The sequence below is a fragment of the Yersinia kristensenii genome, from assembly GCF_900460525.1.
In the GTDB taxonomy this organism is placed as follows: Bacteria; Pseudomonadota; Gammaproteobacteria; order Enterobacterales; family Enterobacteriaceae; genus Yersinia; species Yersinia kristensenii.
This window is the reverse complement of the sequence record NZ_UHIY01000001.1, coordinates 4,256,980-4,272,264: the sequence shown is the minus strand read 5'-3', so window position 1 is coordinate 4,272,264 and position 15,285 is coordinate 4,256,980. Positions and strand designations below refer to the sequence as shown.

Genomic DNA, 15,285 nt, shown 5'->3' with positions numbered 1-15,285 from the left:
TATGTATTGTTTTTCAGCTACAACCCTGAGTTTTTACCCCAAAGAGTTGCTTGATGTTTATACAGACGCCGGGACATTACCGAGTGACTTGATCGAGATTGGCGATGATATTTATGCGCAATTTGCCGCGCAACAGCCAGCCGGGAAAATGCGCGGTGCAGATAAAAAAGGTAAGCCGGTATGGGTGAATGTTCCTGCTCCCGTGGTTACGGCTGATGCTGTAGCAGCGACGGCCCGCCGCTATCGTGATGCATTTATTACGGCAACCGATGCCATGACTATCATTGATTATTCAATTGATGATAAGCCTCTGACAGATGCACAGCGCAGTGAGTTAATGGCCATTCGTGCCGCTTATCGCGCATGGCCAACACTGGCCAACTGGCCATTAATCGAGTTGCCAGAATTACCGCAATGGCTTTTGATTGAAGCGGTAAATCAGGGCTATCGGGTGCCGGTATGGCCAGAGGTGCGGGATGTGGCGTAAAGCAACATTATCTATCCCCGGTAATATGGCCGCAGTCAATTGCGCCATGCTGCCGGTGCATCCGTGGGTTTATGGCGTAGGCCGTAGCGAGGAATCGGGCAGTTACCTTAGCCCGCAGAACGCCGTGGATCATCTGGCGGGAAAACTGGCAGGCAGCGGTGGCCAGCAGTCGGTGGTGGTATTTATGGTCTGCGCCGCTGACCATCCCACCTTTATGCAGGTGCTCACGCAATTCTCTGCGGTGCTGCCGTTGCCGGTGTTCTCGCAAGTGGCCCGCATGGCCAGCACAGCGGCCACACTGGCCACCACAAAAATGCAGTTACCGGCCAGTGCCGGAAACGGTTTACCGCTGCCGCAGCCGTTATCCACCGCAACCAGCCGCATGGCCATCAATGCGAAGCGTATTGCACAAGCCAAAGATGCCGCCGGGGCGGGGGCTAGCATGGCTGGATTGGGATCGGTGTTATCCGGTTTTGCCAGTGCCAAAGCGGCGGCACTGGCCAGTGTGGAAAATGCGTTAAATGGCTTACTGGCAGGCAGTGCGCAGGCATGGGTATTTACCGCCAACGGCAGCGCGGCCACGGTGGCCAGCGAAATGAAAAAGAACGTACCGCAGCAGGATGCTGTTTTTACTCTAGCCACCTTGTTTGCCGGAGAGGATTTAACCACGCTGGAGGCGATGATAAATGACACAGATAGTCATGCTGGCACTGGACGGTGAAGCCATCCCGTTAAAGGGGCTGACGGTAACCCCTACCATGCAATTTCAGGAAAAAGACCAATCCGGGCAGACATCGAGCACCGCCACGGCAGAGCAGGGTATCAAGGCAAAAGAGCTGCGCGTATCCGGGATGGTGCCATTCAGTACCCCGGAGGTATTAACCCGCATTTTTGCACTGGCTGAATCCAAAGACGCAGGCGGTGCACTGAAAAAATATCGGGTGGCCAATCAGGTGGCGCAGGCGATTAATTTCCGGCTGGCCACATTTACCGGGGCGATTGATGCGCCAAAACAGGATGGGAAAATGGCGTGGCTGGTGACTTTCACCTTGAAAGAATTTTTGAGTGTGTCAGAAAAACGCGAGGCCCGCGCCGGTGGCAAGACCGCCACTAAAAAACAAACGGCAGGCGGTACCGCTGCCGGTGGCAGTGAAGCGGGAGAGGATGCCGATAAATTAAGCTGGTTTGAGCGCAAGGTGTTGAAGCCGGTCAATGATGCTCTGGGGCCAGCCTCATGAAACCGATCCGCAGACTGATGCTGTCTGGCGATACGGTGCCACTGGTTGATGCCAATCTGGTGCTGGAGCTGAACGCCTGCGGGCGCGGCTTTATCACCGCTGAAACCACCACAGATTACACCGGCAAACTGGTGCGGCTGGATGCCGGTTACCCTGAATTGATATTGCGCTGGTTCACTGGTTATGTGGAACGTTCGCAACCGGCAGAGAACGGCGCTCAACGGCTTTTTGTACGTGAGTTAACCGGCGTTTTCGAGCGCATGTGGCCGGTATCGATGCAACACCCGACCCTGCGCCAGTTGGCGGAATGGCTGACTGACAACAGCGGGTTAACGTTCCAGCTTGCCGCCAGTGCTGACTATAACGACAAGCCAATACCGCATTTTACCCACAGCGGCAGCGGCTATCAGTTGTTGGCCAATATCGGCAGCGCCTTTGATATTGCGGATTATGTCTGGTACCAGTTGCCGGATGGCGCGGTCTATGTGGGCAGTTGGCAGCATTCATTATTTGCCGGTAAGCCAGTGGCTATCCCGCCTGAATTTAGCACCGCAGCGGCGGCAGGCAATACCATGACCGTGCCTATGATCCAATCGGTGCGCCCCGGTGTGGAATTGAATGGCCAGCGGTTAACCACCGTTCGGCTGAATAATGATGATTTGGTCTTAACGTGGACGCAGCGCAATAAAACCACCGGCAAGCCGTTGCAGAAAACCCCGATGCAGCGACAAATTGATAATGCTTACCCTGAGCTATCCGCCGGGTTACATCTGCCGAAAATGGCCCGTGTTGAGGGGCCAAGCGAGGCGGTGACCAGTGGTGATATGGCCGACCCGTTCAGGCCCCGCTATGCGGTGAATCTGCAATTGTTGGATGATGATGGCAAGGCCGCAGCAGATACGCCGGTTTATCCTGCGGTACCGTTACCTCTGCCAATGGCCGGGGCCGAGTCGGGCATGTTCCAGTTCCCCCCGGCAGGTACCTTGGTGGAAGTGGGCTTTACTGGCGGCAGGCCGGATAAGCCGTTTGTGCGTCAAACCTTATCACAGGGCAATAACCTGCCCACGGTGCAGCCGGGTGAGCAACTACAGCAACAGCGTGATGGGGTATCGCAGCGGGTGACGGTGGCGGGGGACTGGGAGCGTAAAACCGATCAGGTTATTCGTGAAGAATCCATGAGCCGGGTGATTACTGCTGACGATGAAACCCGCACACTGGTGGCCCGCGAAACCACCGTTCAGGCCACCGATAAAACCACGGTACTGGGAACGGCCACCTTACTGGCCGGTGCTATCCAGCAGATTAGCGAGGGAGACTACAGTCTGGCCACCCAAGCTAGTTACATGGCCAAAGTGGGCAAAACTTTAACCACCGATGTGGGGCAGGATTTGATAGAGAAGATAGGTAATATCCGCAGCAGCATAGCCGCCGTCCGGCAGGAGGTGATAGCGCCGGTGGTGTGGATTGGTAGCCAGCAGATTAACGTGATGGCCCTCATGCTGGATACGCTGGATGTGGTGAAAGAGCTGGCGCAGTTGACCGCAGCACATACCCATACCAATACCGGCGGCCCGCTCAATGCCGGGAGCATCACTGCCACTGGCACCAAGTCAGACGGACTACGCAGTAAATATTCCCCTGTGATCGGTTAATCGATCTCGCCCAATATGCCCGCCGCGCGCGGGCTTTTTTACGCCCATCTAAAAGCACTGCCAGCGGCCCAACACACCCCGCGATAAACTCACCACCACACCGCAATGCTCAAAATGGATCACGCTCGCCACGGCCCGCGCACGTAGCGGAACATGCCACGAAAGAAACGTCATCATGACGGAAACGGCACTACACCGCACCCGCCTGCACACTTTGCGTTATAAAGTTTTTTCAGTTTTAATTTTCTACAAAACACCCCGCCATCCCGCGCCGTGGCTGGGGCTTTGCGGCAACTCGCCAACTGAAAAGATTGAAAAGAATTTCAGCGTTTTTCAGTTTTTGGATCTCGAAGCGGATCGCGGGAAAATGTTAGTGCATTGAATTTAAAAGGGATTATGTGAATTACGTGGGTTTTGTGGATCTCTCTATGTGTTTGGGGGCGTAAGTAAAAAGGGGATAAGGCCAGCATTGATGCAGGTTCAAAAAAATATTACTTATTAGATGAACTGAAAAAGGGAAAACAGAAGCTTTCTGTAAAAGCCTTTTATTCGACCTTAAAGATAACAGCAAAAAGCGGAGCATTGCCCCGCAGAGGTATAGTTTCTTATTTTTTAGGTGGGTAATCATAACCACCATTCGGTGGCCTGCACCTATAAATTCTGGCTAGGCCTAGCTTCCAACCAGTAATAAACCCAAAACGTTTTAGAGAGATTAAAGTGTATTTAGAACATGATGGTGTGTGGCGGCATCGATCACGGATTTGCATCGGTGCATAGGCACGATAAAGCAGAACGAATCTAATACTTAGCCATTTGAGCACGTTACACTTCTTTCCTAAAAGTAATTACATAGTAATGCGTTAGTGTTGATTTATTTCCACCAAAACAGCCCGGTTTCTCATCAATACCTATGGTATCAACGCGCTGGAATTCCCAGCCCTTAGCGGCCCAAGAGTTCACAACCTCTTCAAGATACTGAGCAGCAATACCATTTTTGTTAGCTTTGGCAGTGACGGAAATATTTGGCGGAATTTGTACCATCTTGTAAGTAAACATTTGAACATCCCTATAGATAAGAGGGTTAAATACTAGGTGACTAAACCTAAAATTCAAGCATTCAAATGAAAAACTTCTTAGTGCTGCCGCCATTTCATCGCCAATGGCTATGCGAATCGGTTGTAAGGTATTGATAGGTAACGGCTTGAATTCCAGACAAGAAAAAACCCGATTAGTCTTGAACCTAAGAAGGCGGGACTATCGGGCTCCTCAATATGGGGACATCAAAGAAAAGCAGTGGCATTAAATCAGACCCCAGTCTAGTCAGAAAGTTCTAGGGAAATGAAAAAAGGTTAAAATAATGTTTAGCTTTGTCTTGAATGCCTCTTTTAGTACATTAGCCTAATATTCCCGGCCAGATGATGACGATTAACGAGCCAGCTAATGTCAGTAACACGTTCGCAATGGCATAAGTACCGGCATAGCCCAGTGCGGGGATGTTACTGCGAGCAGTATCACTGATGATATCCATGGCCGGTGCGCAGGTACGCGCGCCCATGATAGCGCCGAAAAGCAGAGCACGGTTCATGCGCAATACATAAGCGCCGAAGATAAAACAGATAACCACCGGCACTAAACTCACAATCAAGCCGGAAATCAGCATTTGCCCGCCCACGGCCCCCAGGCTGCTATTAATGCCGCCACCTGCGCTTAACCCGACGCCCGCCATAAAGACCATTAAGCCGAACTCTTTCACCATATTGAGCGCCCCTTGCGGGATATAGCCGAAAGTCGGGTGGTTGGCACGTAAGAAGCCTAGCATGATGCCCGCCATTAACAGGCCGGCGGCATTACCAATACCAAAGCTGAAGTTACTGAATTGGAAGGTAATCAGGCCAATCATTAATCCCAAAATAAAGAAAGCGCAGAATGCCAGCAGATCGGTGACTTGGCTATGAATGGAGATAAAGCCAATTTTTTCTGCCACGCTTTTGACGCGCCGTGCATCACCACTGACTTGCAATACATCGCCTTTATTCAACACCACATTGTCATCAATCGGCATTTCAATCTGGCTGCGGATTACGCGGTTAAGGAAGCAGCCGTGGTCGGTCAGTTTTAAATGGCTGAGGCGTTTGCCGACGGCATTGCTGTTTTTGACTACAATCTCTTCGGTAACAATGCGCATGTCCAGCAAGTCACGGTCGAACACTTCTTTCCCATTACGAAAACTGGGGTCAAGGCGGGAATGGGCATCTGGATAGCCGACCAGCGAGATCTCATCGCCAACTTGCAGTACCGCGTCACCATCTGGGTTCGCCAAGATGCCATTGCGGCGAATACGCTCAATATAGCAGCCAGTTTGGCGATAAATCCCTAATTCACGGAGATTTTTACCGTCGGCCCACGCCACTAATTCCGGGCCAACTCGATAGGCGCGGATCACCGGCAAATAGACTTTGCGCTGGCTGTCAGTGTCGAGGCCGCGCTCACGAGCAATTTGTTGGGCACTGGTCGGCAAGTCTTGGTGTTGAAGTTTGGGTAAATATCGCGCGCCTAAAATCAGGCTGACCAGCCCGATAAGATAGGTCAGGGCGTAACCCAGGCTGAGGTTATCTTGGGCGTGTTGCAGCGCCGGGTTATTGGCGATGGTATGGCGCAGGGTATCGCCAGCCCCCACCAACACGGGAGTAGAGGTCATGGAGCCAGCCAGCATCCCGGCCGTCAGACCAATGTCCCAGCCAAATAACTTGCCAAGCCCCAGTGCCAGCACCATCGCGCTGCTCACCATGACCAAAGCCAGCATCAGGTAGTTTTTGCCGTCACGGAAGAAAATAGAGAAAAAGTTTGGGCCAGCTTCGACACCAACACAAAAAATAAACAGCATAAAGCCCAGATTCAGGGCTTCGGTATTGATGGTAAAGTGCTGCTGCCCAAGCAACAGTGAGACCACCAACACCCCAATAGCGTTACCTAATTGAATCGGCCCTAATCGCAGTTTACCCAGGCATAATCCCAGCGCTAAAACCACGAATAACAGCAAGATGTAGTTGCCGTTTAACAAATTTGCGACGTTTATATTCACGAGTATGACTTTCTATTCAGCCAGGATAATCCACGATGTATATCCGTCATACTTCAAGCCGCATGTGCGTTGGCTACGTTCAATCACCCGAATCACTTATTCATTAAGCTCATCGGGACTCTCTCACTTGCCGCCTTCCTGCAACTCGAATTATTTTGGGTATATACACCCTTAATGTTAAATCAGAGCGACACATATCTTTTAATTTAAAAAGTTATCGCCGACAGGATATCAATGTAGGCAATAGCGTGGGTTATTCTAGTCGGTCTGCTGCGAGACAGCCAGTAGTAAGCGGGAAGTTTGGTGTGGCTGGTGGGATATACTTGATTGTTGGATAAATGAGGTGTTATGTGCTGCAAATAAGCAGCATAAAGTGATTTTGGTAGAGTGCGACGACTGCGTTGATATCAATGAGCGGTAAGAAAAAAGGGTGGCAAGCACCCTTTTTCGCATAAAACTTATCATTTCTGGCTTCGCCGCTGTTAGCTAGCGTGGCCCGTTAATAGATGAGTTTGTCAGCCGATTACTTGAACAGGCTCAGATTTTCTTTAGCATAGGCTTCGAAATCTGTGCAACCGCCAATGTGCTTCTCATCAATAAAGATTTGTGGCACGGTTTCTACCGGTTTGCCGACGGTTTTTTCCAGATCAGCTTTGGTGATCCCTTCCGCGTGAATATCGATGTAACGGAATTTAAAATCGTCGCGTTCAGTTTCCAGTTTTTCCGCCAGTTCTTTGGCACGAACACAGTAAGGACATCCAGGACGCCCAAAAATCACAGCAAACATGTAAAACTCCTTGATTAAATTGAGGTTTCCCGTCACCTTTCAAGCTGCAGGTGTGTTGGCTGTACTCGTTCACTCGGGTCACTGACTTGGGTCAGTTCGTCGAGATTCTCTTGCTTGCCGCCTTCCTGAATCTTGAAATCTATTGGGTGTAATCACTTCGCTAACAGTTCCTGATATATTCAACTGTTAAATAACTTCTAGCGTATTACTCACTCTCACTTGGGTCTACTATGCCCTGTGGTGGAGTGAAAAAAAAGCAGGATTTACCTGTTAATCTGATTAATCCTACCTATTTGCATCTTGATACTGTTACAAATAATGGGGATTCAATACACTAGTAAAAGTTTATATAGCCAAAGAACGGGGAGTTGCAGCCAGACGGCAAGCAAGAGAACCTTGATGAGCTTACATAAGTAAGTGATCCGGGTTATTGAGCGTCGCCAACATCCCTGCGGCTTCAAGTACTAAGGGTCGAGCCTATCGGAGGTAAAGATGCGCTCATTAGGAGATATGCCCCGTATTGTTATCGTGGCAGAAGTGCTGGGGATGCTGTTACTGGTTATTGCCTATTTAAGTATTAATGATTATTTGTCACTGCCAGGCTCCATTGGTACACCGGCAGTTGCCATCATAATGATTTTTATCGGAATTGCTCTGATGATCCCGGCGGCTGCTTGTATTGTTTGGCGCGTAGCCCATGGTTTTGGTCCGCTATTAGGCAGTGCTGATAGAATATCCAGGCCACAATCAAAGAAAGAGTTAGAACAAGCGCGAACCAAAAAAGAGAATGAATCTGAGTAAGCTCATGATTGAGTCTTATTGAGGACATTAAATTAGTCGGGATTGAAGTGGCGCTGTCGGCCAATATTCCGTAAGCTATTCCACTTTTCATATTATGAGAATCGTGAGGTAGGTAGTTATGGATTCACTCATCGTCCCGGATTTAGCCTTATTACGGCGTTGGCTGGATCAACTCGGTATCTCATTTTTTGAGTGCGATTCCTGTCAGGCACTGCATTTACCACATATGCAAAATTTTGAAGGGGTGTTTGATGCCAAAATTGATTTGGTTGATAACATCATCCTGTTTTCAGCGCTGGCCGAAGTGCGGCCGACCGCCTTAATCCCGCTGGTTGCGGATCTTAGCCAAATCAACGCCAGCTCACTGACGGTGAAGGCTTTTATTGATATTCAGGACGATAATTTGCCAAAACTGATTGTCTGCCAGTCACTGACTGTAGAGGTTGGGGTGACATTCGCGCAATTTGGTTATTTTATGCAGCAGTGCGAAGAGCAGATTTCGATGATCATTCTGGAGGCGCGCGCTAACGACTTACTGTTTATCGGTAACAGTGATGACGATGAGTTGCCGCAAACCGCCACTGCTTACCCTGTCATACATTAATTGACTCCCGTGCATCAATAATCAGAGTGCTGCTGATCATCAGCGGCACACTGTCATTCCCCCCCGTAAACCATAAGATATTCTGCTTTTTACCCTCCTTTGCCAGATATTTATCGCCGTTTATGCCATTAGTGGCGCATTACATAGATAGAATATGCATAAAAAATCGATAAAAGGCGTTTTTTACCCTAGAGTCTGGTGTGGATTGCGAACTGCGGTTATGCTGCTGTTTCTGCAAAGGGCATAATATTCCTCCGCAAAAGAAGTGATTATCCTTGTTGGATTAATCATCACTCTCGGTGCATAGTCATGCATCTGGTGTTTGTGGCAATCGCGCTCGGCAGGGCAAAGGCGTTGTATCCTACGGATGCAAATTTATCGCACCAATTTACCCCCTATTCTGGAGGAGTTAACGGATGTTCACCCAACGTAAAAAGTGGTTATCGGGTGTTGCTGCTGGCCTATTAATGGCTGCGTCCGTCTCAGCATCTGCTGAAGAAAAAACACTGCACATTTACAACTGGTCTGATTATATTGCGCCAGATACGCTGGCAAATTTCCAAAAAGAAACTGGCATTAAAGTTGTCTATGATGTGTTTGACTCCAACGAGGTGTTGGAAGGTAAATTGATGGCGGGGAGTACCGGGTTTGACTTGGTGGTGCCGTCAGCCAGTTTCCTCGAACGCCAATTGTCTGCGGGCGTATTCAAGCCGCTGGATAAAAGTAAATTACCGAATGATAAAAATCTTGATCCCGAGTTGTTGACCTTGGTCGGCAAGCACGATCCGGATAATAAATACGCCATTCCGTATCTGTGGGCGACCACCGGTATTGGCTATAACGTCGAGAAAGTTAAAGCGGCGTTGGGGAAAGATGCCCCGGTAAACAGTTGGGATCTGGTGCTAAAACCCGAAAATCTTGAGAAGCTAAAAAGTTGTGGCGTTTCCTTCCTGGATGCACCGAGCGAGATTTTTGCCACCGTGCTCAATTACTTGGGCAAAGATCCCAACAGTATTCAGGCCACAGATTACACCGGTCCGGCCACGGAATTGTTATTAAAATTACGCCCCAATATCCGCTATTTCCACTCTTCACAATACATAAATGACCTGGCAAACGGGGATATCTGTGTCGCTGTGGGTTGGGCTGGCGACATCATGCAGGCCTCTAATCGCGCCAAAGAAGCCAAAAATGGTGTTAATGTGGCTTACAGTATTCCGAAAGAGGGGGCATTAGCTTTCTTTGATGTCTTTGCCATGCCCGCTGATGCTAAAAATCAGGACGAAGCTTATCAATTCCTGAATTATCTGATGCGCCCTGATGTGATTGCCAATATCAGCAATCACGTGTTTTATGCCAATGCGAATAAAGCAGCGACCCCGCTGGTGAATGCAGAAGTCCGTGATAATCCAGGTATTTATCCGCCAGCTGATGTGCGAGCCAAAATGTTCACATTAAAAGTACAAGATCCCAAAATTGATCGCGTGATCACCCGGGCTTGGACCAAAGTGAAAAGTGGTAAATAAACCATTGGCGGAAATCAGCTTCAGGTGATGAGCTTGTCACTGATAATACACTGATGGATAAGTAAAATAGACTATGGTAGGGACAGGGAGGCATCTTCCTGTTCCTGTTTTTTTATTGCGCCGCAGCTTGAATGCGGCCTGTTCTGCTTTTACGGAGAGCACGCTGAGTGAATGATGTAATTCCCCGCCCGCAGCCAAAATCTCAGAAGGTGTTCACACCCTTGCTGGAGATTCGCAACTTAACCAAATCATTTGATGGGCAGGCCGCGGTAGATGATGTCAATTTGACTATCTACAAAGGCGAAATCTTTGCGCTGTTAGGGGCTTCAGGTTGTGGGAAGTCCACCCTATTGCGCATGCTGGCCGGTTTTGAACAGCCGACTCAAGGTCAGATTGTTCTCGATGGGCAGGATTTGTCGCACGTGCCGCCTTATCAGCGCCCAATCAATATGATGTTCCAGTCGTATGCATTGTTCCCGCATATGACTGTTGAGCAAAATATCGCGTTTGGTTTGAAGCAGGACAAATTGCCGGCTAACGAAATCAAAAGCCGAGTGGCAGAGATGCTGACACTGGTGCACATGCAAGAGTTTGCCAAGCGCAAGCCGCATCAGTTATCCGGCGGTCAGCGTCAACGGGTAGCATTGGCACGTAGCCTGGCTAAACGGCCAAAATTGCTGTTGTTGGACGAGCCGATGGGCGCGTTGGACAAAAAACTGCGCGACCGCATGCAACTCGAAGTGGTGGATATTCTGGAGCGCGTGGGGGCAACTTGCGTGATGGTGACCCACGACCAGGAAGAGGCCATGACCATGGCCGGGCGTATTGCCATAATGAACCGTGGCAAATTCGTGCAAATTGGTGAGCCTGAAGAGATTTATGAGCATCCGAACAGCAGATTTAGCGCGGAATTTATCGGCTCAGTAAATGTGTTTGAAGGCGTATTAAAAGAGCGACTGGATGATGCGCTGGTTATCGATAGCCCCGGCCTACGCCATCCACTGAAGGTGGATTCGGATGCTTCTGTGGTTGACGGCGTGCCTGTTTTTGTCGCCCTGCGGCCAGAGAAAGTGATGTTATGCGAACAGGTGCCGGAAGATGGCTGTAACTTTGCCGTCGGTGAAGTGGTGCACATTGCTTATTTGGGCGATTTATCCATTTATCACGTGAAATTACACAGCGGGCAGATGCTCACCGCACAGCTACAGAATGGCCACCGTTACCGTAAAGGGATGCCAACCTGGGGTGATGAAGTGCAACTCTGCTGGGATGCCGACAGCTGTGTTGTCTTGAGTAACTGATGACTTGGGTAACTTATAGCTTGGGTTGCTGATCGTTTGGGGAGCAAACATATTGTGATACCAGAATCCACCCGTGGGGCAGCAGAACCACCGACCCGAGCTGTAGGGCCGGTAAAAGTGCTGATCCAACGTTTCCAAATGTCGCATGGCCGGAAATGGGTCATTGGCATCCCTTATTTATGGTTATTCTTGCTGTTTATGCTGCCGTTCCTGATTGTTTTCAAAATCAGCCTGGCAGAGATGGCGCGCGCAGTTCCGCCTTATACCGACCTGGTGACTTGGCTGGACGGTAAGCTGGATATTTCGCTCAATCTGGGCAACTATCTGCAACTGCTTGATGATCCACTGTATATCGATGCTTACCTGCAATCATTGCAAGTGGCGGGGGTATCCACCTTATGCTGTCTGATTATCGGCTATCCATTGGCTTGGGCGATTGCCCATAGTAAATCATCCACGCGAAATATTTTATTGCTGCTGGTGATTCTGCCGTCATGGACATCATTTCTGATTCGGGTGTATGCCTGGATGGGGATCCTGAAAAATAATGGCATTTTGAATAACTTCCTGATGTGGACCGGGATTATTGATCAGCCGCTGATTATTCTGCATACCAATTTGGCGGTCTATATTGGCGTGGTGTATTCCTACCTACCTTTCATGGTGTTGCCTATCTATACCGCGCTGACCCGATTGGACTACTCGTTGGTCGAAGCAGCACTGGATCTGGGTGCTAAGCCCTTTAAAACCTTTGTCAGTGTGATTGTCCCCTTGACCAAAGGGGGGATCGTGGCCGGTTCCATGTTGGTCTTTATTCCGGCAGTGGGCGAGTTTGTTATTCCTGAACTGCTCGGCGGGCCGGACAGCATCATGATTGGCCGTATTTTATGGCAAGAATTCTTTAACAACCGCGACTGGCCAGTAGCCTCCGCCGTCGCGACAGTGATGTTAGTGTTACTGATCGTGCCGATTATTTGGTTCCACAAGCACCAAAATAAAGCAGCAGGAGGCGCGGTATGAATAACTTACCGGAAGTGCGCTCGGTCTGGCGTCGAGTTATCTTGATTGTCGGCTATACCTTCTTGTATGCGCCGATGTTGATGCTGGTTATCTACTCGTTTAACAGTTCGAAGCTGGTCACTGTGTGGGCGGGGTGGTCTATCCGCTGGTATATAGAGCTGTTCAATGATTCGGCGATGATATCAGCGGTGGGGTTGAGCCTCACTATCGCCGCGGCTTCTGCCACCATGGCGGTGGTGTTGGGGACGATAGCGGCGGTGGTCATGGTGCGCTTTGGCCGTTTTCGCGGCTCGACCGGTTTTGCTTTTATGCTGACAGCCCCATTGGTGATGCCGGACGTCATTACTGGTTTATCATTATTATTGCTGTTTGTCGCCATGGGCCATGCGATTGGCTGGCCAGCTGAGCGCGGTATGTTCACCATCTGGCTGGCACATGTGACCTTCTGTACTGCCTATGTGACCGTGGTTATTAGCTCCCGCTTACGCGAATTAGACCGATCAATCGAAGAAGCCGCTATGGATTTGGGGGCAACCCCATTGAAAGTGTTCTTTGTGATTACCGTGCCGATGATTGCTCCAGCATTAATCTCTGGCTGGCTACTGGCCTTTACTCTGTCGCTGGATGATTTAGTGATCGCCAGTTTTGTCGCCGGGCCGGGCGCAACAACCTTACCGATGTTGGTGTTCTCCAGTGTGCGTATGGGGGTGAACCCGGAGATAAATGCGCTAGCGACTCTGATTTTGCTGGTGGTCGGGATTATCGGCTTAATTGCGTGGTGGTTTATGTCCCGTTCGGAAAAACAGCGGTTGCGCGAATTACGCAAAGCTGCCCGCAGTTGATTATGAATGAATGGCTAATTGTTAATTAGTGGATAATTGTTAATAAATAGCTGATTAGCCTGAAAACTGTTAGTCTTTCATTATCTTTTGATGCCGCTTTCGAGCGGCATTATTATCAGGGATAACATTAGGTTACAAAACCCGAATCGGGAGACAAACTGGGCAATATGAGACTGTTATTTTCATCCGCAGCGTTTTCATCAGCCGCCACCACTCCCGTCCCGGTGTTAATCGCCGGAATCGCCATTATTGCGACCCGTTTCCTCGGCGTAATCCTCTTGGTGGCGACGTTGGGCTGGAGAGGCACTGGCAGTTTTATCGCTGAAAGCCTGCAATACTGGGATTCTGCCCTGATATTTATTGCCAGCATTTTGATCCTGTTGCTGGAAATAGTTTGTGGCGTAGCCGTCTGTTTGCGGCAAAATTGGGCACGCTGGTGCTATCTGGCTTGCCAATGGGTGGCCAGCATCTATTTGCTGATGGCGTCACTGGACTGGTTAGAGCTGGATGTCGATGTCTTCCGCATTGATGGCGCTACCGGAGCTGAAATTTTGCATAGCCTGCTGCTACAAAAAATCCCCGATGTGGTGATTCTCGGTTTGTTGTTTTTCCCTTGGCATCGCTATTTCCGCTCGTCAAAATGAGTGTTTAACGTCACACAGTGCTACAATTCGCCCTATCAACAGCCTCGGCTGCACATTCAATTTAATGTCTCAGAACGTTAATATCTAAGAACGGTTAATTATTAATGCATTGCGCACAATATACGGCGGGTAGCTGCCGTTCCTGTCAGTGGTTGGATAAACCTTATCCGCAACAACTGGCTGATAAACAACATCATTTAGAGAATCTGTTATCCGGTCACGCCGTCACTCAATGGCTATCGCCGGCTTTCGGACAGGAAAGTGCTTTTCGTAATAAAGCCAAAATGGTGGTCAGCGGCAGTGTTGAGCGCCCATTATTAGGAATGTTGCATCGCGATGGCACCCCGGTTGATTTATGTGAGTGTCCACTTTATCCAGTCAGTTTTGCCCCCGTTTTTGCGGTGCTGAAATCCTTTATTGCGCGTGCGGGTCTAACGCCTTATAACGTTGCGCGCAAGCGTGGTGAGCTTAAATTCCTGTTATTAACTGAAAGCACTTATCGCGGCGAGTTAATGCTGCGCTTTGTGCTGCGCTCATCCACTAAATTGGCACAGCTACAGGCGGCCTTGCCGTGGTTACAGCAACAATTACCTCAACTTGCCGTTATCTCGGCCAATATTCAGCCGGTGCATATGGCGATTTTGGAAGGGGAGCAGGAAATCCCATTAACTGAGCAACAGACACTGCCCGAGAGTTTTAATCAGGTACCGTTGTTCATCCGCCCACAAAGTTTTTTCCAGACAAATCCGCAAGTTGCAGCATCACTGTATGCCACTGCGCGCCAATGGGTGCGAGAGCTAAATATCAATAGCATGTGGGATTTATTCTGTGGGGTGGGGGGGTTTGGTTTGCATTGTGCGGATCCTGAAACTCAGCTTACCGGCATTGAAATCAGCGCCGAAGCTATTGCCTGTGCGCGTCAGTCAGCGAGTCAATTGGGGTTAAAAAATGTCAATTTTGCTGCGCTAGATTCGACGCGTTTTGCCACCGCCGAAACTCAAGTGCCGCAATTGGTCTTGGTTAACCCACCCAGGCGAGGAATAGGTGCCGAACTGTGTGAGTATCTCAGCCAAATGGCCCCTGAATTTATTCTCTATTCAAGCTGTAATGCCGAGACAATGGCGAAAGATATCAATTTGTTAGCGGACTATCACATTGAGCGGGTGCAGTTGTTTGATATGTTTCCGCATACCGCACATTATGAAGTTTTATCCTTACTTATTAAGCGCTAAACCCAAAGTCATTGGCGTTGCAGGTAGGCAGCCAACAAACGAATCCCGATGAACTTACACAGGTAAGTT

At 49.5% G+C, this 15,285-nt stretch carries 17 protein-coding genes; 13 read left to right on the top strand and 4 right to left on the bottom strand.

Annotated elements, in window-relative coordinates; translation table 11 throughout:
- Nucleotide 1: 1 nt before the first annotated feature.
- The 5 genes from DX162_RS19815 (at nucleotide 2) to DX162_RS19795 (ending at nucleotide 3,759) form a co-directional block, all read left to right on the top strand.
- Complete coding sequence (locus DX162_RS19815) at nucleotides 2–487, top strand: tail fiber assembly protein (protein ID WP_004389575.1); 486 nt, start codon at nucleotides 2–4, stop codon at nucleotides 485–487.
- Nucleotides 477–1,208 (top strand): hypothetical protein, encoded by a 732-nt coding sequence (locus DX162_RS19810; RefSeq protein WP_032819443.1) that lies wholly within the window; start codon nucleotides 477–479, stop codon nucleotides 1,206–1,208. Before DX162_RS19815 ends, DX162_RS19810 begins: the two co-directional genes overlap by 11 nt.
- The gene (locus DX162_RS19805; protein ID WP_032819444.1) at nucleotides 1,174–1,725 is read left to right on the top strand and encodes a baseplate complex protein; all 552 of its coding nucleotides are present in this window, start codon (nucleotides 1,174–1,176) and stop codon (nucleotides 1,723–1,725) included. Before DX162_RS19810 ends, DX162_RS19805 begins: the two co-directional genes overlap by 35 nt.
- Nucleotides 1,722–3,377 carry a type VI secretion system Vgr family protein gene (locus DX162_RS19800; RefSeq protein WP_032819445.1) on the top strand — a complete coding sequence of 552 codons (1,656 nt, stop codon included), beginning with the start codon at nucleotides 1,722–1,724 and terminating at the stop codon, nucleotides 3,375–3,377. The genes DX162_RS19805 and DX162_RS19800 overlap by 4 nt, the downstream gene beginning before the upstream one ends.
- A gap of 175 nt (nucleotides 3,378–3,552) precedes the next feature.
- The gene (locus tag DX162_RS19795; RefSeq protein WP_004389580.1) at nucleotides 3,553–3,759 is read left to right on the top strand and encodes a hypothetical protein; all 207 of its coding nucleotides are present in this window, start codon (nucleotides 3,553–3,555) and stop codon (nucleotides 3,757–3,759) included.
- 223 nt (nucleotides 3,760–3,982) lie between these two features.
- On the opposite strand, the gene yidD is transcribed toward DX162_RS19795, so the two are convergent.
- The 4 genes from yidD to DX162_RS19770 form a co-directional block, all read right to left on the bottom strand.
- Entirely contained in the window at nucleotides 3,983–4,198 is a 216-nt protein-coding gene (gene yidD / locus DX162_RS22965) for a membrane protein insertion efficiency factor YidD (protein WP_071777585.1), read from the bottom strand.
- A gap of 1 nt (nucleotide 4,199) precedes the next feature.
- A complete protein-coding gene (locus DX162_RS19785; RefSeq protein WP_032819468.1) occupies nucleotides 4,200–4,433 on the bottom strand; it encodes a hypothetical protein in 234 nt (77 codons plus the stop codon).
- 337 nt (nucleotides 4,434–4,770) lie between these two features.
- A complete protein-coding gene (locus DX162_RS19780) occupies nucleotides 4,771–6,459 on the bottom strand; it encodes an aspartate:alanine antiporter (protein ID WP_032819447.1) in 1,689 nt (562 codons plus the stop codon).
- Between the two features lie 523 nt (nucleotides 6,460–6,982).
- Entirely contained in the window at nucleotides 6,983–7,246 is a 264-nt protein-coding gene (locus DX162_RS19770; RefSeq protein ID WP_004389584.1) for a GrxA family glutaredoxin, read from the bottom strand.
- Nucleotides 7,247–7,738: 492 nt separating this feature from the next.
- On the opposite strand from DX162_RS19770, the gene DX162_RS19765 reads away from it, so the two are divergent.
- From DX162_RS19765 to rlmC, 8 genes are all read left to right on the top strand, one after another.
- A complete protein-coding gene (locus DX162_RS19765) occupies nucleotides 7,739–8,047 on the top strand; it encodes a YbjC family protein (RefSeq protein ID WP_004389585.1) in 309 nt (102 codons plus the stop codon).
- 118 nt (nucleotides 8,048–8,165) lie between these two features.
- Nucleotides 8,166–8,651 carry a type III secretion system chaperone family protein gene (locus tag DX162_RS19760; protein WP_004389586.1) on the top strand — a complete coding sequence of 162 codons (486 nt, stop codon included), beginning with the start codon at nucleotides 8,166–8,168 and terminating at the stop codon, nucleotides 8,649–8,651.
- Nucleotides 8,652–9,067: 416 nt separating this feature from the next.
- Complete coding sequence (gene potF / locus DX162_RS19755) at nucleotides 9,068–10,177, top strand: spermidine/putrescine ABC transporter substrate-binding protein PotF (RefSeq protein ID WP_004389587.1); 1,110 nt, start codon at nucleotides 9,068–9,070, stop codon at nucleotides 10,175–10,177.
- A 167-nt stretch (nucleotides 10,178–10,344) separates the two neighbouring features.
- Nucleotides 10,345–11,478: a putrescine ABC transporter ATP-binding subunit PotG gene (gene potG, locus DX162_RS19750; protein WP_032819448.1), complete on the top strand. Its 1,134-nt coding sequence runs from the start codon at nucleotides 10,345–10,347 to the stop codon at nucleotides 11,476–11,478.
- Nucleotides 11,479–11,532: 54 nt separating this feature from the next.
- Entirely contained in the window at nucleotides 11,533–12,498 is a 966-nt protein-coding gene (gene potH / locus DX162_RS19745; protein WP_004389589.1) for a putrescine ABC transporter permease PotH, read from the top strand.
- Nucleotides 12,495–13,340, top strand: coding sequence for a putrescine ABC transporter permease PotI (gene potI / locus DX162_RS19740; protein WP_032819449.1), 846 nt, complete (start codon nucleotides 12,495–12,497; stop codon nucleotides 13,338–13,340). Before potH ends, potI begins: the two co-directional genes overlap by 4 nt.
- Nucleotides 13,341–13,507: 167 nt before the next feature.
- Complete coding sequence (locus tag DX162_RS19735) at nucleotides 13,508–13,984, top strand: YbjO family protein (RefSeq protein WP_004389591.1); 477 nt, start codon at nucleotides 13,508–13,510, stop codon at nucleotides 13,982–13,984.
- A gap of 104 nt (nucleotides 13,985–14,088) precedes the next feature.
- Nucleotides 14,089–15,216, top strand: a complete 1,128-nt coding sequence (rlmC, locus tag DX162_RS19730) for a 23S rRNA (uracil(747)-C(5))-methyltransferase RlmC (RefSeq protein ID WP_004389592.1) — start codon at nucleotides 14,089–14,091, stop codon at nucleotides 15,214–15,216.
- The last annotated feature ends 69 nt before the right edge of the window (nucleotides 15,217–15,285 follow it).

Coding starts and splice junctions, on each gene's coding strand:
- DX162_RS19815 (WP_004389575.1), top strand. CDS start 2: ATGTATTGTTTTTCAGCTACAACCCTGAGTTTTTACCCCAAAGAGTTG.
- DX162_RS19810 (WP_032819443.1), top strand. CDS start 477: ATGTGGCGTAAAGCAACATTATCTATCCCCGGTAATATGGCCGCAGTC.
- DX162_RS19805 (WP_032819444.1), top strand. CDS start 1,174: ATGACACAGATAGTCATGCTGGCACTGGACGGTGAAGCCATCCCGTTA.
- DX162_RS19800 (WP_032819445.1), top strand. CDS start 1,722: ATGAAACCGATCCGCAGACTGATGCTGTCTGGCGATACGGTGCCACTG.
- DX162_RS19795 (WP_004389580.1), top strand. CDS start 3,553: ATGACGGAAACGGCACTACACCGCACCCGCCTGCACACTTTGCGTTAT.
- DX162_RS19785 (WP_032819468.1), bottom strand. CDS start 4,433: ATGTTTACTTACAAGATGGTACAAATTCCGCCAAATATTTCCGTCACT.
- DX162_RS19770 (WP_004389584.1), bottom strand. CDS start 7,246: ATGTTTGCTGTGATTTTTGGGCGTCCTGGATGTCCTTACTGTGTTCGT.
- DX162_RS19765 (WP_004389585.1), top strand. CDS start 7,739: ATGCGCTCATTAGGAGATATGCCCCGTATTGTTATCGTGGCAGAAGTG.
- DX162_RS19760 (WP_004389586.1), top strand. CDS start 8,166: ATGGATTCACTCATCGTCCCGGATTTAGCCTTATTACGGCGTTGGCTG.
- potF (WP_004389587.1), top strand. CDS start 9,068: ATGTTCACCCAACGTAAAAAGTGGTTATCGGGTGTTGCTGCTGGCCTA.
- potI (WP_032819449.1), top strand. CDS start 12,495: ATGAATAACTTACCGGAAGTGCGCTCGGTCTGGCGTCGAGTTATCTTG.
- DX162_RS19735 (WP_004389591.1), top strand. CDS start 13,508: ATGAGACTGTTATTTTCATCCGCAGCGTTTTCATCAGCCGCCACCACT.
- rlmC (WP_004389592.1), top strand. CDS start 14,089: ATGCATTGCGCACAATATACGGCGGGTAGCTGCCGTTCCTGTCAGTGG.